The 17,646-nt window shown below is 65.7% G+C and carries 17 protein-coding genes; 9 read left to right on the plus strand and 8 right to left on the minus strand.

The window, feature by feature from the left end:
• The first annotated feature begins 94 nt into the window (after positions 1-94).
• The gene (locus ACQPYR_RS27710; protein ID WP_433621875.1) at positions 95-1,609 is read left to right on the plus strand and encodes a putative glycoside hydrolase; all 1,515 of its coding nucleotides are present in this window, start codon (positions 95-97) and stop codon (positions 1,607-1,609) included.
• Positions 1,610-1,612: 3 nt separating this feature from the next.
• Here ACQPYR_RS27710 and ACQPYR_RS27715 read toward each other — a convergent pair whose 3' ends face one another.
• Entirely contained in the window at positions 1,613-3,097 is a 1,485-nt protein-coding gene (locus ACQPYR_RS27715; protein ID WP_433621876.1) for an alpha/beta fold hydrolase, read from the minus strand.
• A 136-nt stretch (positions 3,098-3,233) separates the two neighbouring features.
• On the opposite strand from ACQPYR_RS27715, the gene ACQPYR_RS27720 reads away from it, so the two are divergent.
• Entirely contained in the window at positions 3,234-3,560 is a 327-nt protein-coding gene (locus tag ACQPYR_RS27720) for a hypothetical protein (RefSeq protein ID WP_433621877.1), read from the plus strand.
• Positions 3,561-3,608: 48 nt separating this feature from the next.
• The gene (locus tag ACQPYR_RS27725; protein ID WP_433621878.1) at positions 3,609-5,060 is read left to right on the plus strand and encodes an AIM24 family protein; all 1,452 of its coding nucleotides are present in this window, start codon (positions 3,609-3,611) and stop codon (positions 5,058-5,060) included.
• A gap of 50 nt (positions 5,061-5,110) precedes the next feature.
• Here ACQPYR_RS27725 and ACQPYR_RS27730 read toward each other — a convergent pair whose 3' ends face one another.
• A complete protein-coding gene (locus ACQPYR_RS27730; RefSeq protein ID WP_433621879.1) occupies positions 5,111-7,135 on the minus strand; it encodes a M3 family metallopeptidase in 2,025 nt (674 codons plus the stop codon).
• Between the two features lie 117 nt (positions 7,136-7,252).
• Between ACQPYR_RS27730 and ACQPYR_RS27735 the strand changes: the two genes are divergently transcribed.
• From ACQPYR_RS27735 to msrA, 4 genes are all read left to right on the plus strand, one after another.
• Positions 7,253-8,818 (plus strand): bifunctional phosphatase PAP2/diacylglycerol kinase family protein, encoded by a 1,566-nt coding sequence (locus ACQPYR_RS27735; RefSeq protein ID WP_433621880.1) that lies wholly within the window; start codon positions 7,253-7,255, stop codon positions 8,816-8,818.
• A 30-nt stretch (positions 8,819-8,848) separates the two neighbouring features.
• Positions 8,849-9,715 carry an alpha/beta fold hydrolase gene (locus ACQPYR_RS27740; protein ID WP_433621881.1) on the plus strand — a complete coding sequence of 289 codons (867 nt, stop codon included), beginning with the start codon at positions 8,849-8,851 and terminating at the stop codon, positions 9,713-9,715.
• A gap of 83 nt (positions 9,716-9,798) precedes the next feature.
• Positions 9,799-10,254, plus strand: coding sequence for a peptide-methionine (R)-S-oxide reductase MsrB (gene msrB / locus ACQPYR_RS27745; RefSeq protein WP_433621882.1), 456 nt, complete (start codon positions 9,799-9,801; stop codon positions 10,252-10,254).
• Positions 10,255-10,327: 73 nt separating this feature from the next.
• Positions 10,328-10,840, plus strand: a complete 513-nt coding sequence (gene msrA / locus ACQPYR_RS27750; RefSeq protein WP_433621883.1) for a peptide-methionine (S)-S-oxide reductase MsrA — start codon at positions 10,328-10,330, stop codon at positions 10,838-10,840.
• Positions 10,841-11,087: 247 nt separating this feature from the next.
• On the opposite strand, the gene ACQPYR_RS27755 is transcribed toward msrA, so the two are convergent.
• From ACQPYR_RS27755 to ACQPYR_RS27765, 3 genes are all read right to left on the minus strand, one after another.
• A complete protein-coding gene (locus ACQPYR_RS27755) occupies positions 11,088-11,513 on the minus strand; it encodes a hypothetical protein (RefSeq protein ID WP_433621884.1) in 426 nt (141 codons plus the stop codon).
• Positions 11,514-11,595: 82 nt separating this feature from the next.
• Positions 11,596-12,153 (minus strand): hypothetical protein, encoded by a 558-nt coding sequence (locus ACQPYR_RS27760; RefSeq protein WP_433621885.1) that lies wholly within the window; start codon positions 12,151-12,153, stop codon positions 11,596-11,598.
• Between the two features lie 37 nt (positions 12,154-12,190).
• Positions 12,191-12,760, minus strand: coding sequence for a TetR/AcrR family transcriptional regulator (locus ACQPYR_RS27765; RefSeq protein WP_433621886.1), 570 nt, complete (start codon positions 12,758-12,760; stop codon positions 12,191-12,193).
• Between the two features lie 76 nt (positions 12,761-12,836).
• Between ACQPYR_RS27765 and ACQPYR_RS27770 the strand changes: the two genes are divergently transcribed.
• On the plus strand, positions 12,837-13,724 hold the full coding sequence (locus ACQPYR_RS27770; protein ID WP_433635258.1) for an oxidoreductase: 888 nt from the start codon (positions 12,837-12,839) through the stop codon (positions 13,722-13,724).
• 42 nt (positions 13,725-13,766) lie between these two features.
• On the opposite strand, the gene ACQPYR_RS27775 is transcribed toward ACQPYR_RS27770, so the two are convergent.
• The 3 genes from ACQPYR_RS27775 to ACQPYR_RS27785 all read right to left on the minus strand — a co-directional run bounded on the left by ACQPYR_RS27775 (position 13,767) and on the right by ACQPYR_RS27785 (position 15,644).
• On the minus strand, positions 13,767-14,195 hold the full coding sequence (locus ACQPYR_RS27775; protein ID WP_433621887.1) for a DUF6636 domain-containing protein: 429 nt from the start codon (positions 14,193-14,195) through the stop codon (positions 13,767-13,769).
• Between the two features lie 144 nt (positions 14,196-14,339).
• A complete protein-coding gene (locus ACQPYR_RS27780) occupies positions 14,340-15,131 on the minus strand; it encodes an alpha/beta fold hydrolase (RefSeq protein ID WP_433621888.1) in 792 nt (263 codons plus the stop codon).
• 63 nt (positions 15,132-15,194) lie between these two features.
• Positions 15,195-15,644: a GlcG/HbpS family heme-binding protein gene (locus ACQPYR_RS27785; protein WP_433621889.1), complete on the minus strand. Its 450-nt coding sequence runs from the start codon at positions 15,642-15,644 to the stop codon at positions 15,195-15,197.
• Positions 15,645-15,828: 184 nt separating this feature from the next.
• Between ACQPYR_RS27785 and ACQPYR_RS27790 the strand changes: the two genes are divergently transcribed.
• A complete protein-coding gene (locus ACQPYR_RS27790) occupies positions 15,829-17,556 on the plus strand; it encodes a DUF3556 domain-containing protein (RefSeq protein WP_433621890.1) in 1,728 nt (575 codons plus the stop codon).
• Positions 17,557-17,646 lie beyond the last annotated feature (90 nt).

Genomic DNA, 17,646 nt, shown 5'->3' on the forward strand with positions numbered 1-17,646 from the left:
GGTGTGCGCGTTGGACAAATTGGTCCCGGTTACCGGGCGATGGCGGCTCGCGGCAATAGCGGTTATCGGAGTTTTATCAATCCTCATCGCATCCGTGATCATCGGCGCCAATCGGTCCGAGCCCGCGGGTTTGGCACTGGCCGGATTGCCGGACGGAGTCGTCGGTGCCGGCACGCTGACCGGTCTGGTATTGCGCGTGGACGCCCGCGGCCACAACCCGAACGATATGCGGCTCGAACTCGACGGCAAGGCGGTGAACGGCACAGTCGAAGGCGATTCGGTGGCGTACCGGCCCGGACCGCTCACCGATGGTGACCACAAGTTCACCGCAGAAATACCACGCGGGGGCATCCTCGGCCTGTTCAGCGCCGGTCCGGGAGTTACCGCGACCTTCACCGTGGATACCGAGGCGCCGAAACTCGAAGTGACCCAGCCGGGTACGGCCGGATCGTATCGTCAGCCGATCACATTGCGCGGCAAGGAATCCGGTGCGGTGCAGGTGTCCGTCGGCACACAATCGGTCACTCCCGCCGCGGACGGCACCTTCGAGATCACACTGCCGCGCACACCGGTCGGCGGTGCGGTGACCGCGGTCGACGCGGCCGGAAATAAGGCGACGCAGGCGATTACGACCTCGATCGATATGCCCCGGGTCAAGGCCGTGCATATAACGGCGTACGGATGGGCATACGAGGGTTTACGCGAGCCCATTCTGGATATGGCCCGTGCGGGGCGCATCGACACCGTTCAGCTCGATATCAAGGATGAGGACGGGGTTATCGGCTACGACTCGCAGGTCCCGCTGGCGCGACAGGCGGGTGCGGCCACCAATATCTACGATGTGCGCGCCGCACTGCGGCAATTACACGAGATGAATCTGCGGGTGGTCGGGCGGATCGTGGCGTTTCGCGATCCGACCATGGCCGAATGGGCATGGCACGCAGGACATCCGGACTGGGTCATCCAGAATCCCTCCGGTCAGCCGTATGCCAGCAAGTACGGGGCGATCGCTTTCACCAACTTCGCAAATCCCGAAGTCCGCAAGTACAACATCGATCTCGCCACCGAGGCGGCCGAACTCGGCTTCGACGGAATAATGTACGACTATGTCCGGCGGCCGGACGGTGCGCTGTCGCAGATGCAGTTTCCGGGGCTGACCGTCACGCCCAGTGAATCCATCGCCGAGTTCCTGCACGAGAGCCGAGATCCGGTACGCGACAAAGGCGCGAATCTCAGTGCCGCCGTGTTCGGCATCGCGGCGACCCGGCCGGATGAGATCGCGCAGGACATTCCGGCGATCGCTCGGTATGTCGACTATGTCGCTCCGATGCTCTACCCATCGCATTGGAATGCCGGTGAATACGGTGTGGCGAACCCCAATGGCCAGCCGTACGACATTATTTTCCGATCGCTGGCCGACTTCTTCGAGCAGACCAAAGGTACCGGCGCGAAAGTCATTCCGTGGCTACAGGATTTCAGCCTGGGGGTGAACTACGGTGATGCCGAGGTCAAGGCGCAGATCGATGCCGCGGCGGCCGCGGGGACGAACAGCTTCATTCTGTGGAACGCGGCGTCGCGGTACCACTCGTCGGCTGTCGTGCCCGGTTGATTCCTACTGGTCCGCGTGGCAGGTGACGTCGGCGGCGGGCAGGACGCCGTCGGCATAGTAGGTATTGATCGCACTGTTGACGCAGGCGCTCAGGTCGGGACGGAAAGTCATGTGAATGCGGACGTCCTGCAGGGTGACCATGCGGGATTCGGACAGGTGCTGATGCAGTCGGACACCGTGGGTATACGGGGTTCGAGCGTCACCGGTCGCCTGCAGGATGAGGGCGGGCACCGAATTCCGCACGGTGGTGGCGGGTTCGACAGGCCGGGGCCAGAATGCGCACGGCTGGATATTGTTGGCCAGCGGACCGAATACCGACTGCGTCGCACGGCTGGCTTCGATATTGCTCGCGTACCACGCCGGATCCGTCGGTGCCGCGGCATCACCGCAGGCGATCTGGGCCAGGACGGAGTTCTCCTCGGACCGCAAGGCCTGCAAGACGATTTGCAGGCGTGGCGCCCGCGCCGCCACGGGTGGGCCGCCCACAGCGTCGGCGATCTCACGCAGCGTTTCGGCCAGCGCTTGGTTACGCCGGAAATCGGTCACCATGTTGTGCAATAGAAATGGCAGCCAGTGATCATCGATCGGGAAGTCGTCGATCACGATCGGTTGCCGTGCCGCTGCGGCGAGCAGCTCGGTCAGCGATGCACGCACTTCGGTCGGGGTCGAACCGAAGTGATACGCATCGTCCTGTCCCGCAGCCCAATTCGACCATTCGTCGATCGCCCGCTCGTCCGACGAACCCCAGTCCTGGACGAGGCCGGTCCAATACCGATCCGGATCGATGGCGCTGTCGAACACTATCCGGTCGCTGCGTTCCGGAAACATCTGGGTGAATACCGCACCGAGGTAGGTGCCGTAGGAAACGCCGTAGTAGCTGAGCTTCGGCTCGCCCAGCGCCACTCGGATGACATCCATATCGCGAGCGGTATTGCGGGTGGTGAGCTCGCGCACCTTCACCGGATCATCGGCCAGACAACCCTCGGCCATATCCGCCGCCAGCGCGGTTTCCCGTGCGAAGCCCTGCGAAGTCAGACCCGCCGAATGGATCATTTCGCCCACCGGCCAACCGCAGCGCGGCGTGCGCCCGGACTCGCCGACACCACGCGGATCCATACCGATCAGATCGAAGCGGGCCCGCACCTGTGGGCTGAGCACGTCGCCGAGCAGGTCCACGGTGTCCAGACCCGATGCGCCGGGACCACCCGGATTGGCCAGCAGGACGCCATGGCGCTGATCCGGATCGGTGGCCCGGACCCGGGATATCGCGATCTTCAGCTTGCGATCGTAGGGCCGCAGATAATCGAGCGGCACCAGCACATCCGCGCATTCGGCCCCGGCCTTGTCCAAATCCTCGATACCGCAGGCGTGCCAATGCAGCCGCTGGTGATAGAACCGGTATGCCGGATCGACCTGCGCCCCGGGCACGGTGATCAGCGCCGCCCCGGCCGCTACCAGCACCAACCACCGCAAAAGCCTCGCCGACAACCCACTCGCCTCTCACCGCCAAATCCCGCAACTTCGTACCACACCGCGCCGCGCAGTCCCTTGCCACAATTGGTGGTGCCGCCGATACTCCAAGGGGACCGCGCCACCGCCGGCGCCGAATCGAGGGGAGGAATCAATGCTTCGAGATCAATTGAATTCACTACGGCCAGTGGAGGATTCGCTTGCCTACGGGCAGCCGTACGAAACAGCCGACGGCACCACGATCATCACTGTCACCAGGACGGGCGGTCTGCTGCGCACCGCTCGTCCGGTGGGTGCTTTCGTGGTCCACAACGGCGAGGTCAGCTGGACGCCCGCGGTCGATGCGACCCGGATCGCGTTGATGGGTGAATTGATCGGTCTGCTGGCCGCGGTCATCGCCACGCTCGCGGTGCTGCGCAGGCCGCCGTGGCCGGATCTATCGCGGGTGGTGGCAATCGGACGGGACTCGCGACACACTTGATCCCGTGAATCGCATGCCACTCGGACATATCGACCGGGGCGGTCCGCCGTGACCGCACTCGCACGCGGGGAAAATCGCCCCGCGCCCGGCGACCGGATGATCGTGACCGTCACCTGCGCAGCGCCGGTCGATGTGTCGGCGCTGCTACTCGGCGCCGACGGGCGGGTCCGCTCCGATGCCGACTTCGTCTTCTTCAATCAGCCTGCCGGCCCCGGAGTCACCTATCGGCACGGCCGCGGCGCCGGCGATATGGTCGATGTGCAGACCTCCGCACTGCCCGCCGATGTCGACAAGGTCGTGGTCACGGCCAGCCTCGACGGCAGCGGGCCGCCGACCTTCGCGGGCGCGAGTTCGCTGACCGCGACGATCGGATCCGATGCCGGAACGCTGACCTTCCCGATGACCGGGCTGAGCACCGAGACCGCCGTGGTGTGCGTGGAGATCTATCGGCGTGGCGGTGCGTGGAAGGTGCGCGCGGTCGGGCAGGGCTATGACAACGGGCTGGCCGGAATCGCGACGGCGTTCGGCGTGAATATCGATGACGAACCAGCAGCACCGCCGCCCGCTGCGGCGCAGCCGCAGGCTCCGATGCCGCCGCAATATTCGGCCCAGCCGCAGTACCGAGCTCCGGTGCCCCCCGCTGCGCCGCCACCGCAATACCCGGCCCAACCGCAGTACCAGGCTCCGGCTCCACCGGCCTATCCCCCGTCCGGCGCCGTGCCGCCGCCCCCACCGATTGCACCCCAGCAAGGAGCGCTGCCGATGCAGAGCGAACTGTTCAATCCGAGCCACGCCGAGGTCAACGGCATGGGCATCCAGAAGCAGGGCGGCAAGATGATCAAGGTCGCCGTCAATGGCGAGACCATGGCGCGGGCCGGCTCGATGGTCGCCTATCAGGGCGACCTGCACTTCAAGGCGCTGGGTTCAGGCGGTATCGGCCGTGCGATCCAGCAGCGGCTGACCGGTGAGGGAGTGCCGCTGATGCAGGTGTCCGGTCGCGGCGATCTGTTCCTCGCCGATGCCGCCGCCGACGTGCACACCGTCGATCTCGACGGCACCGATGGGCTCACCATCAACGGCTCGAATGTGCTGGCTTTCGATACCTCGCTGTCCTACAACATCCAAAGGGTCCAGGGCGCAGCCGGTTTCGCCAGTAACGCGGGCTTCTTCAACTGCGTGTTCACCGGGCGCGGTCGCATCGCCATCACCACCCACGGCTCGCCCGTCGTCCTCAATGTCGACCAGCCCACCTACGCCGACCCACAGGCCGCGGTGGCCTGGTCGTCGAGCCTGTCCACCGGCATCAAGCGCAACGACTCCTTCGGCCTCGGCCGCCTCATCGGCCGCAGCACCGGCGAGGGTCTGACGCTGTCGTTCTCCGGGCGCGGCTTCGTCATCGTGCAGCCGTCGGAACTGCCGCCGGGCGGTTTCATCGGCGGCACCGGTGGTGGTCAGGAGGCCGGACAAAGCGGCGGCGTGCTCGGCGGCTTGTTCGGATAACCGTCCTGTGCTGGAACCGGCTGCGCCGTAGCCGGTTCCAGCGCTGTGGATCAGTTCAGCAGACCGCGCCGGACCAGGAGCGGTTCGATTACGGGGGCGCGGCCGCGGAAGGATTCGAAGGCCTCGAGCGGGTCGACCGAGCCACCGCGGGAGAGCAGTTGGCGGCGGAAAGTCTCACCCTTTTCCCGGACGGACTCCTCGCCCTCGTCGAACCACTCGACGGTGTCCGCGTCCAGCACCTCGCTCCAGATATAGGAGTAGTAGCCCGCCGCGTAGCCGCCGGAGAAGATGTGGGCGAAGTAGCCGGTCCGGTAGCGCGGCGGAATCGCATCGATAGCCAGACCCGCCTTGCGCAGAGCTTCCTCTTCGAACGCCTCGGCATCGGTGTCGGCCAACGCCTCTGGTGCGGGCACGCGATGCCACGCCCAGTCCAGCAGTGTCGCGCCGAGGTATTCGACGGTTTTGAAGCCCGTGCCGAAACGCTCGGCCTGCGCCATCCGCTCGACGAGTTCGGTGGGCATCGGTTCACCGGTCTCGATATGCCTGGCGTAGTTGGCGAGTACCTCCGGTCGCGACATCCACATCTCGTTCACCTGGGACGGGAATTCGACGAAATCCCGCGGTACTTCGGTCCCGGAGAAGAACGGGTACATCACATCCGAGAACAGCCCGTGCAGCGCGTGCCCGAACTCGTGGAAGAGCGTGCGCACGTTGTCCCAGGTGAGCAGGGCGGGTTCGCCCGCGGGGGGCGGCACGATATTGAGGTTGTTGACCACCACCGGCCGCTTGCCCAAAAGCCGTGACTGGCTGACCAATTCGTTCATCCACGCCCCGCCACGCTTGGACGGGCGCGCGAAGAAGTCACCGAGGAACAGTCCGAGTGCCCTGCCGTCCGCGTCGAATACCTCGAAGATCCGCACTTCCGGGTGATATCCGACCAGATCCTGCCGCTCCTGGAAGGTGATCCCGTACACCTGCTCGGCGGCGAAGAAGACACCGTCGCGCAACACCCGTTCGAGCTCGAAATAGGGACGCAACGCTTCCGCGTCCACCGAAAAACGTTCGGCCCGAATCTTTTCCGACCAGAACTGCCAATCCCACGAGCGCAGCTCCTGCCCACCCATGGCCTGCGCCAACTCGGCTGCCTCACGCTCTGCGTTGGACACTGCGGGCGCGACCAACCGCCCGAGCATTTCCTCCACCGCCGCAGCGGTTTTCGCGGTCTGATCCTCGACCGCATACGCCGCATGGTCCGAATAACCCAGCAGCGCAGCCCGTTCGGCTCGCAATTTCGCGATGCGCACGGCGAGCGCGCCGTTGTCACCCAGGCCGCGCCCCAGCGAAGCCGCCATCACCCGCCGCCGCACGTCCCGGTCGGCCAGTTCCGCCAGTACGGGCTGATTCGAAACGTTCTGCAGCCGAAGCGCCCACGCGCCGTCGCGCCCCAACTCCCGAGCGTTCGCCGCGGCGGCTGCCACCGCCGTCTGCCCGAGCCCCGACAATTCCGCCGCCGACTCGACGACTACCGTCGCACCATTGGTCGCCGCCAAAATATTCTGACCGAATTCAGTTGCCGCCGTGGCGAGTTCCGCATTCAACTCACGCAAACGCGCTTGCCCGGCCGCATCCAGCCGAGCCCCTGCCCGCACGAACCGAATATGATATCGCTCCAGCAGTCGCGCTTCCTCGGGATCCAATCCCAGTTCGCCGCGGCGACCGTAGAGTGCCTCGACCCGCGCGAAGAGCTCAGGATCCAAGTAGATCGCGTCCCGGTGCGCCGCCAGCTTCGGCGATACCTCGGCCTCGATCGCATCGGTGGCCTCGCTGGAATCGGAGCTCGCGATATTGAAGAACACATTCGCGACGCGCGTCAGCACCGCTCCCGAACGCTCCAACGCCGCAATGGTATTCGCGAAACTCGGCGCTTCCCCACTCGAGGTGATGGCGGCAACCTCTGCCAATTGCTCCGCCATCCCTCGCTCGAACGCAGGCAAATAGTGCTCCGCACCGATCTCGGCGAACGGAGGAAGCTCATACGGCAGCGCACTTGGCTCGAAGAACGGGTTGCTCGTCATAGGTGAACCCTATGCTCCTATCGTGCTCCCCCGGCAGCGAAATCGCTGGCGAGCAAGATCCACTGCGCTGACGACGGCGCCCACACGCCGTCCGCCGCGATCGGTAATGTCGAGCGAGTGAGTAGCTGGGTGCGGCGAAAGTTCCACAGAGTCGGACGATTCGATCGGGCGGTCGGCAGCGCGGTCGCGGAATTACCGGCCTCCATGGTCGACGACGGCCTGCTGCGGGTCACCAAGAGCGCCGATTTCAGCGCGCTGTGGCTGGTCTGCGCGGCGCTGCTCGCCACCCGCCAGGGCACACCGCGGCGCGCCGCGCTGCGTGGGGTCGTCTCCGTCGGGGGCGCGAGCCTGGCCGTCAACCTCGGACTCAAGACGCTCATTGCGCGGCGCCGACCGGCCGCCGAACTCTTGCCCGCATACCGGCGGCTGACGCCGGCCCCGAAGTCGTCCTCCTTCCCGTCCGGCCACAGCGCCTGCGCGGCGGCATTCGCCACGGCGGTCGCGCTCGAAAGTCCGCGCACCGCACTGGTTGTCGCCCCGCTGGCGGCCACCGTCGCCTACTCGCGGGTGCACACCGGCGTGCACTGGAGCTCCGATGTGCTGGTCGGGGCGGCCGTAGGTTCCGGTATCGCATTGGCCACCCGACGCTGGTGGCCGGTGCGTGAATCGGACGAGGCACAGGCCAGGCTGGTCCGTGAGGCGCCCGCATTGGCGGACGGCAAGGGTCTTTTGGTTTTGGTGAATCCGGTTTCCGGCGATCCGAACTACGATCCCACCGCCGATATCATCGCGGCCCTGCCCGCCGCCACCGTCCTGCGCACCGAACCCGACCTGGATGCCGCCGAACAACTCGAGCGGGCGCTCGCCGAAAACGCCGCGCCGGTGCTGGCGTTGGGCATCGCCGGCGGCGACGGCACCGTGGCGGCCGCGGCCGCGGTGGCGCTGCGGCACGAGTTGCCGCTGGCCGTCATCCCCACCGGCACGCTCAACCATTTCGCGCGTGATCTCGGCGTCTACGATTTGCGCGAGGTGATCGATGCGACCGGTACCGGCGAGGCGGTCGCGGTCGATATCGCGCGCGTCGAATACGGTGACGAAACCGGTTCGCACACCAGGCATTTGATCAATACCGCCAGCATCGGCGCCTATCCGGACCTGGTGCGGCTGCGCGAGCAATGGCAAGCGCGCTGGGGCAAATGGCCCGCCTTCGCGGCCGCGCTGGTGGTCACCCTGCGCCGGGCCGAACCGATCGAGATCTATCTCGACGATCGCTGGCAGCGAGTGTGGTTCCTGTTCATCGGCAACGGCCCCTACCACCCGCACGGCGCCGTACCCGCCTTCCGCGACCGGCTCGACGCCGGACTACTCGACGTCCGCTGGCTGCGCGCCGATCTGCGCTGGTCGCGCACCCGCGCATTGGTGGCTCTACTGCTGGCCGCGATCGGCCACAGCAAGGTCTACGGCGAGCGCCGGTTGCCCGAGCTGTATGTGCAATTGCCGAGGCCGGAGGCGCTTGCCACCGATGGTGAGGTGATCGGCAAGGCCACCCACCTGCACTTCACGATGGCGGGCCAGCTCGCTGCCTACCGCCGCGACGAATCGAACCCCCGCTGGGCCGACCGGTTCCGCCCGCACCACCGCCGAGCGCCCTGGCTCCGCGATGCCTTCCGCACGAACCGATGAATTTGCGACGGGAGCGACGTCGATACCGGTATGACGACACACACGCTGGAAACCGCCGGAGCCGACATCGTGTACGACGTGCACGGGCCGCTGCCCACCGATGGGGGACGCCCGCCGCTGGTCATGATCGGGCAGCCCATGGATGCCGGTGGGTTCAGCACGTTGGCCTCGTACTTTCCGGATCGCACGGTGGTCACCTACGATCCGCGCGGACTCGGCCGCAGCACACGCAAGGACGGCCGGGTCGACAACACGCCGACGGTCCAGGCCGAGGACGTGCACGCCGTGATCGAGGCGCTCGGCGCGGGCCCGGTCGAGCTGTTCGGGAGCAGCGGCGGCGCGGTCACCGCGCTCGCGCTGGTAGCGGCCTATCCGAACGACGTCAGCACGTTGGTGGCCCATGAGCCGCCGCTCATTCCGGTGCTGCCCGACGCGGCCGCCGCGGAGCGCGCCCGTGCGGGAGTTCGCGAGGCATACGAGGCCAAGGGCTTCGGTGCGGGCATGGCGACCTTCATCGCGATGACCTCATGGCAGGGCGAATACACCGACGACTACTTCGCCCAGCCCGCCGCCGACCCCGCCATGTTCGGAATGCCGAGCGAGGACGACGGTTCTCGGGACGATCCGCTGCTGTCCGACCGGTCGTGGGCGATCAGCAGCTACCACCCCGATATCGCCGCGCTGTCGGCCGCACCGACCCGGGTCGTGATCGCCGTCGGCGAGGAGTCCGTGGGCACCTTCACCGCACGCACATCGGTGGCCGCCGCAGAGCTGCTCGGCCAGCAGGCAACCGTATTCCCGAGCCATCACGGCGGCTTCCTCGGCGGCGACTACGGGTATCAGGGTCAGCCCGAAGCCTTCGCGCGCACACTGCGCGAGGTCCTGGCCGGACAATAATGACGGAAGTATGACGCGCTGCTCGGCGGGGACTTTCCGGATCGGACCGCGGGTTGTACGTGGGGCCGATATGAGGAGGTCAGGTGGCACAGGAATACAACCGGAACCCCGCCGCGGTGGACGCGCTGTCGCCCGAGCAGTACCACGTCACCCAGCAGAACGGGACCGAGCGGGCGTTCACGGGCGAGTACTGGGACAATCACGAGCCGGGTATCTACGTGGACGTGGTCTCCGGTGAACCGTTGTTCGCCTCGGTCGACAAGTTCGACAGCGGTTCGGGATGGCCGAGTTTCACCAAGCCGATCGATAGCGAGAACGTCGTCGAGAAGCGGGATTTCAGTCATCTGATGGTCCGCACCGAGGTGCGTTCGACGCACGGTGACAGCCATCTCGGGCATGTGTTCACCGACGGACCCCGCGCGGCGGGCGGTCTGCGGTATTGCATCAACTCGGCGGCCCTGCGGTTCATCCACCTCGATGACCTCGAGGCGGAAGGCTACGGTCGGTACAAGACCATGTTCAGTAAGGAGGACGCGTGAGCGAGCGCAGCGAGCGACCAATCAGCACAGCCGACCTGTCGGTGACGGAGCCGAGCGTCAGCGAGGCGGAGTCATGAGCGACACGCGAAAGGCGATTCTGGCCGGCGGATGCTTCTGGGGCATGCAGGACTTGATTCGTAAGCAGCCGGGGGTGATTTCGACGCGCGTCGGCTACTCCGGCGGGCAAAACGATCACCCGACCTACCGCAACCACCCGGGCCATGCCGAGGCCGTCGAGATCATCTACGACCCGGCGCAGACCGACTACCGTGCGCTGCTGGAGTTCTTCTTCCAGATCCATGATCCGACGACGAAGGACCGCCAGGGCAACGACATCGGCTCCAGCTACCGTTCGGCGATCTTCTATCTCGACGACGAGCAGAAGCGCGTCGCGCAGGAAACCATCGTCGATGTCGACGACTCGGGCCTGTGGCCGGGCAAGGTGGTCACCGAGGTGACCGCGGCGAGTGCGTTCTGGGACGCCGAGCCCGAGCACCAGGACTACCTGCTGCGCTACCCGGACGGCTACACCTGCCACTTCCCGCGACCGGGCTGGAAGCTGCCGAAGCGGCAGACCGCACAGTAGGTTGTGCGCCGCAATTGATTGCGGCACAAGGCATTCGACGCGCCGGGCACCCCTTGACACCACGGGGTGCCCGGCGGACCGATCGGCGAAATGTTTTCGCGCGGCTGCAACTGCAGATCGCATTGGACCGAATACTGGCCCGGCTGACCAACTTCCGGCTCGTACCGGGCACAACGATTCGCCGGCGGTCGGCATCAGCGTGGGAGCGCCCGAAGAACTCCACCTGGAATTCGATCGGGTCGCCTGACTAAAAAAATTGCGCGGCAGCGAATCCCGTTAACAGGACACAGAATCCACCGATTTCACCGACGATCAGCGCGACCAGCACCCAGCGCATGGCGGGCGGCGGGTTGTGCATCTGGTTGTCGGTGTCGCGGCGGACGCCGTGGTTGATGTAGTTGGCGATCGTGATGACGAACATCAGGACCAGCACGGTGGCGGCGATCGCATCGACCGCGGTTGGCCAGCCGGACAGTTCGACGAAGATCGCGATCATCGCGGTCGCGAACGAATAGAGCAGTGCCGAGCGGTGGGCGATATCGACGTACGGGTGCGCCCGGCCATCGGGTGCACCGACCATCGCTATCCACTTCCATACCCCGAGGCCGAGGGCCGCCAGGAAGAGCAGGCCGGCGGCCAGCAATACCAGTGCGGTCAGCGTGCCGATGATCATGCCCGGACACCTTTCACCGACGTTGTCATGTCAAGCGTCGAGTATGTCTGGACGAGCGACCATCTGCCACCGGTGGGAACGATTATGTACTCCCGGTGAGGGATTCGAGTTCATCGCGCAACTCCGCGACCTCGGCGGCCAGCTCGTCGCGCAGCTGTTCGCGTTCCTGTAGGCCGGCGCGCAGGTTGTCCACGGTGTCGTTCATCGCCGCCAATTTCCGGTCGGCGCCGACCAGCCGCCACTCGACGACCGCGCGGCGGTCGATCTCGGCGCTGGCGTACATCACCCAGCCCACCACGTAATCCTGCCACTCCGGCTGTTTGGGCATGCGCTGGTCCGCATCCCACCCGCGCCGCACCGACGGCTTCGACGACAGCACCCGATCGGCGCTCGGTCCCGTCAGTTGCACGAGCTCGAACTTTCCGGCACTCGTCACCACCGCGGTGAGTCGGAAGCGCCCGGCGAGGTGCATCCGCAACTCCGCAGCACCCCGGCCATCGGTATCCATCGCACCGAGCCACGGCCCCTCCGCCGCATCGATGATCGACCCGAGCACCCCGAGTTGCCCGGCACTTCGACGCCCTCGTGTAACCCGTTCGCGAAGGTCATCGGGCGTTGCGGACATCTGATCCCAGTGCATGGCGCCTCCCTGTCTCGCGTTCTGACCATCGACAGTTTCACCGCTCGGCCGCGGGTGTGAGGGCGCGGCGCGCCAGAGTCAGCCATCGGAGTTGTCCCGCCGCGGATACGTCGTCGCCGGGGGCGGTGGCCAGCAGCAAGATCACATCGTCGACGGTGATATCCGGATACAGCGCACTGTCACGGTGGGCAGCGGCGACGATTTGTTCCAACGCGTCGCGGCCACGCTGCTGGATTTCGTGCAGTGCATCCTCGGCCAGTCCGGTGACGGCGAACCTGAGCAGTCGTTCCTGGCGCATATCGATCACGACGGCCTGCAGCAGCGCGACGAGCTCTTCGATCGCCGAACCGGCGCCGTCGGCGACCCGGGCCAGCGCCGCGTCCAGCGATCGGCCGATCACGGCCGCCAGGTCGGCGACGATGGCGTCGATGAGGTCCTTTTTGGTTGGGAAGTGCCGGTACAGCGTCCCGACCGCGACGCCCGCCGCCGAGGCGATCTCGTCCATGCCGATGCCGGGCCCCCGGTCGATAACGAGGTCGCGGGCCGCCGCGCGAATTGCTTCCCGATTGCGCAGCGCATCGGCGCGCCGGGTGGGACGTTCGGTCATCTCGCTCCTTGCCCAGAACATGAACTACTGGTTCACTTTAATGGTGAACGCATCGTTCATGTTAGAAGGGACGCTGATGAGCAGATGGACCGACACCGAAATTCCCGACCAAAGCGGACGCATCGCCGTGATCACCGGGGCCAATACCGGACTCGGCTACGAGACGGCGCGCGTGCTGGCCGAACACGGCGCCGTCGTCGTGCTGGCCTGCCGCAATTCCGACAAGGCCAATGATGCGGCAGATCAGATCCGCACGTTGGTACCCGACGCCACTATCGACGTCGTCGAACTCGACTTGGGTGCGTTGGAGTCGGTCCGCGACGCGGACACGGTGCTCCGCGATCGCTACGACCGCATCGACCTCTTGATCAATAATGCCGGCGTGACCGGCTTGACCGGCACCACGGCCGATGGCTTCGAAATCCAATGGGGCATAAATCATCTCGGCCACTTCGCGTTGACCGGACTGCTGCTCGACCGGATCGTCGCGGCACCGGCCGGACGTATCGTGACGGTCAGCAGCATCGGCCATCGGTTCGGCCGCATCGACGCCGACGACCCGGCAGCGCCGACCGGAAATGCCTATGCCAAATCGAAGCTCGCCAATCTCCTGTTCACCTATGAACTCGACCGCCGCCTCACCGACACACCGGCCATAGCCGCGGCCGCACATCCCGGTGGCGCGAGTACCGAGATCTTCCGCTACTCCCCCGCGGGCTTCCGATTGCCGAATCTCGCTGTCGCCCGCCTGTTCGGCCGCACACCCGCCATGGGGGCGCTGCCCACCCTCCGCGCCGCCACCGACCCGGACGTCAAGGGTGGCGAATATTACGGCCCCTCAGGACTATTCGAGATTCAGGGCTATCCCGTGCGGGTCGAGTCCAGCGCACGGTCGCGCGATGCCCGACGGCAGCGGCGGCTGTGGGAAGTGTCCGAGGAATTGACCGGTGTCAGCTTCGGATGAGGAAGGGGACCGGGTGCGCGATCCGGTCCCGTCACCACCCGATCAGCCCAGCTGATAGCCTTCCCGCGCGAGCGAGAACCAGTGGCCGGTACGGGTATTCGCGCACTTCATACCGGACGTCTGGCTCTCGCAGAACACTTCGCCGGACCGAAACGACTGACCGTAGTCGAGGATCGGCAGACTGCTGTCCCGGATCGTGTCACCGTGACAGGTGAACCGTGCCGGATCGCCCTGGAACAGCACGATGCGATCGCCGTAAGCCTGATAGCAGTTGCTCGGCTTGGCCGGCGCCGCATACGAATGGTCGCCGATCTCGCAGACCGCACCCTTATCGGCAACCACACAGGTCATATTTCCGGACGGCGACCGAAACCCGTTCGACAGATCCGGCTGCTGCGCCCCCGCCACCCCGAAGGCCAACATCGACCCGGACACCGCCGCCAATGCCGCAATACCTACCCGATTCATCATCCCAACAACCCCCCATTCAGGATCCGATGCGGCAGGCCACGCCCGCCGATCGACACCGGACCACACACAGAAGTTCGCGGATTGATCGAGAACCGTATCGGTGGCGCATGCCACCAGTTCCGATGGCAGCGGACTTGCCGGGGCTCAGCTGGTGCCGGAAACCCCGGCCTGACCGGGGGACGCGCCGGTGCAGGTCAGGATCGTGCGCAAGACCAGCTCGGGGTCGTCGATCATCGGAACGTGCCCGACGCCGGGGAGAACCTCGAACGTGACACCCGGCAGGCGCTGCTGGGCGATCGCGCCATTGACCTCCACCGGAAAGATGCGGTCGGCCTGCGACCAGGCCACCGTGATCGGGCAGGGTAGTCGCTCGAAATCCGCGATCGCATCTCGGGTGTTCAGTAGATCATCGGTGACCGTACAGCCGAGCAGATCGGCGACGATGCCGGCGGCCGCCGATGATTCGAGGCGATCGCCGTGTTCGGCGATGACCCGCAAGGCCAACCGCCGCACCAGCGATGACCGCAGCGTCAGCGGTGCGACCGGCCGGCTCAGGCGCGCGAAGGTGACGTTGCGCGCGATGGTCGCGGAGGAATCGGCATGCCCGGTACCGCCCGCATCCCAGAATCCGGCCGGTGAAAGCGCACAGACCGTGCGTGCACGACCCCGGCGCGCCAACTCGATGGCAGTCCACCCGCCGAGTGAGTTTCCGACCAGATGTGCTGTCGCCCAACCTTTTTCATCGAGCAACTGTTCGACCTCGTCGACAAAGTCGGCAATCCGCGCGGGCCGCCGCGACACCGCCGCCCCACCCCGATGACCCAGTGCGGTCGGCGCGAGCACCTGGTACCGGGCAGCCAGCTGCGGAATCAACGGATCCCACACCCGCGCCGACATCGCCACACCGTGCAAGAGCACAAGCGGCTCACCGCTCATCGGACGCGTCCCGCATTGATGTTCATGGCCCTGTCTCCTCGTCGATGTCGCCTCAATACAGATCTATGTCAACGGGCCTGCGTGCGCCGAACGGTTATCCTGCCACCGCTGCACCGCTGTTTGCACGGCCGCTTCGTCTTCGAGAGCATGGGCTCCGGATGCGCCTGCGGCGCCGAGGATCAGCTCACCGTCGGTGACCAGAACACCGCCTGCCCACGGGACGAAGTCGCCGCCGTAGAGGTGTTGGATGCTGTCGACGATTCCGCCGGGCAGTTCGATCTGGCCGGAGGGGCGCAGTGCAAGCAGCGCGGTGCGCGCCTTGGCCACCGCGATTCGGCTGGTCATGGGCATACCGCCGTCGCCTCGCCGCAGGGCGATCACCTCGCCCGCCAGGTCGACAACTGCCACCGCCAGCGGCGGAAACCCACGCTCCGCGCCGACCGCAAGCGCGGTTTGCACCAACCAATCCGCATCGGCCGACTTCAGCCCAGGAAAGCGCGGAGTACCAGACACGAACACGAAACTAACGCCGATAGCCACGGCCGTCAAAGCAGCTACCCGCCAACCGTCCACGCGATCATCTCGTTCGTCGGGACCCGTTGTTGACAGCAAATGGCCGAGCTGTCAACGTATCGGAGCACATCGGGGTACGTGATTCGGCTTGGTGCTCCGGTGTCGGCGAATCGGAGAGTGCTTGATGGGGTTTCTCGAAGCCGACCTGCCTGTGGTCGATATGGCGGAGTGGAGCAAGGGCACTCGCAGTGAACGAATCCGGCCGATGGCGCGGCATTGGGCCGAGGTGGGATTCGGGACGCCGGTCGCGCTGCATTTATTCTATGTCGGCAAGGTGTGTCTCTATATCCTCGGTGGCTGGCTGATCGCGTTGTCCACCAAGGGGATCGATGGATTCGCGAATGTCGATACGTGGTGGTCCGAGCCGATCGTCTTCGAAAAGGCTGTGCTGTACACGCTGCTGTTCGAGGTGATCGGGCTCGGGTGCGGGTTCGGTCCGTTGAACAATCGGTTCTTTCCGCCGATGGGATCGATTCTGTATTGGTTGCGGCCCAAGACCATTAGGCTGCCGCCATGGCCGGGCGTCGTACCGCTGACCAAGGGGAACAGCCGTTCGCTGGCGGATATCGGGCTGTACGCGGCGCTATTGGTGATGACCGTGGTCGCCCTGCTCTCCGACGGAACCGGAGCGGTGCCAGAGTTGGATACGACGGTCGGACTGCTTCCCGTGTGGCAGATCGCGGTGATCCTGGGTCTGCTTGCGTTGATCGGGTTGCGCGACAAGGTGATATTCCTGGCGGCGCGCGGCGAGGTCTATGCGACGCTCGCCGTCACGTCCCTTTTCACCGCCGATATGATCGTCGCCGCGAAGCTGGTCTTTGTCGTGATCTGGATGGGTGCGGCGACATCGAAGCTGAACAAGCACTTTCCGTTCGTGGTTTCCACGATGATGTCCAACAGTCCCGTGTTCCGGCGAAAGTCGCTCAAGCGCAAGTTCTTCGAGGACTTTCCCGACGACCTGCGGCCAGGCCGCTTGGCCCGCATCTTCGCGCACGGCGGTACGGCCGTCGAGATGTGCATTCCGCTGGTACTGCTCTTCTCCCAGGGAGGCTGGCTGACGGCGGGCGCCGCATTCGTAATGGTGTGTTTCCATCTGGCGATCCTGACCGCCATTCCGATGGGTGTCCCGCTGGAATGGAACGTCTTCATGATCTTCGGTGTACTCGTATTATTCGTCGCGCACGCCGATCTCGGACTCGCCGATCTGCACCACCCGGTGCCGGTGGTGCTGCTGTTCCTGGTCATCGCGGGCACCGTGATCGCCGGAAACCTTTTCCCGCACCAGATTTCGTTCCTACCCGGCATGCGCTACTACGCCGGCAACTGGGATACCACGATGTGGTGCATCAAACCCTCGGCCGCCGAAAAGATCGGGCGCGGCATCGTCGCGATCGCCAGCATGCCGCAGGCCCAGCTGGAACGGTTCTACGGCAAAGACCGCGCCCAGATCCCGATGTACATGGGATATGCCTTCCGCGCCATGAACACCCACGGCCGCGCCCTGTTCACTCTCGTGCACCGAGCCATGCCATCCGGCCACGAGGACGAATACACCCTCACCGACGGCGAACGCATCTGCAGCACCGCCCTGGGCTGGAATTTCGGCGACGGCCACATGCACAACGAACAACTCATCACCGCCATGCAAGAGCGCTGCCATTTCGAACCCGGCGAAGTCCGCGTAGTCCTGCTGGACGCCCAGCCCATCCACAAACAAACCCAGTCCTATCGCCTGGTCGACGCCGCCACCGGCGAATTCGAACGCGGTACAGTGAATGTCGCCGACATGGTGACCCGCCAACCCTGGGCCGACGACGTTCCCGTGCACGTCACGCATACCGCCCGCGACTGATCTAAAAACCCCTCAGCTTCGCGGCGGCTGAACCGTTCCTAGCCGCTCGAATACCGCACGGTACAGCCCACCTCGGAAGCCCGGCGCGGA

It is taken from the genome of Nocardia sp. CA-120079, assembly GCF_050955745.1.
Lineage (GTDB): Bacteria > Actinomycetota > Actinomycetes > Mycobacteriales > Mycobacteriaceae > Nocardia.

Excerpts from the sequence above, each read along its gene's own strand:
- ACQPYR_RS27760 (WP_433621885.1), bottom strand. The coding sequence starts at position 12,153 with ATGCACTGGGATCAGATGTCCGCAACGCCCGATGACCTTCGCGAACGG.
- ACQPYR_RS27740 (WP_433621881.1), top strand. The coding sequence starts at position 8,849 with ATGACGACACACACGCTGGAAACCGCCGGAGCCGACATCGTGTACGAC.
- ACQPYR_RS27770 (WP_433635258.1), top strand. The coding sequence starts at position 12,837 with ATGAGCAGATGGACCGACACCGAAATTCCCGACCAAAGCGGACGCATC.
- ACQPYR_RS27720 (WP_433621877.1), top strand. The coding sequence starts at position 3,234 with ATGCTTCGAGATCAATTGAATTCACTACGGCCAGTGGAGGATTCGCTT.
- ACQPYR_RS27790 (WP_433621890.1), top strand. The coding sequence starts at position 15,829 with ATGGGGTTTCTCGAAGCCGACCTGCCTGTGGTCGATATGGCGGAGTGG.
- ACQPYR_RS27780 (WP_433621888.1), bottom strand. The coding sequence starts at position 15,131 with ATGAGCGGTGAGCCGCTTGTGCTCTTGCACGGTGTGGCGATGTCGGCG.
- ACQPYR_RS27765 (WP_433621886.1), bottom strand. The coding sequence starts at position 12,760 with ATGACCGAACGTCCCACCCGGCGCGCCGATGCGCTGCGCAATCGGGAA.
- msrA (WP_433621883.1), top strand. The coding sequence starts at position 10,328 with ATGAGCGACACGCGAAAGGCGATTCTGGCCGGCGGATGCTTCTGGGGC.
- ACQPYR_RS27775 (WP_433621887.1), bottom strand. The coding sequence starts at position 14,195 with ATGATGAATCGGGTAGGTATTGCGGCATTGGCGGCGGTGTCCGGGTCG.
- ACQPYR_RS27755 (WP_433621884.1), bottom strand. The coding sequence starts at position 11,513 with ATGATCATCGGCACGCTGACCGCACTGGTATTGCTGGCCGCCGGCCTG.
- ACQPYR_RS27730 (WP_433621879.1), bottom strand. The coding sequence starts at position 7,135 with ATGACGAGCAACCCGTTCTTCGAGCCAAGTGCGCTGCCGTATGAGCTT.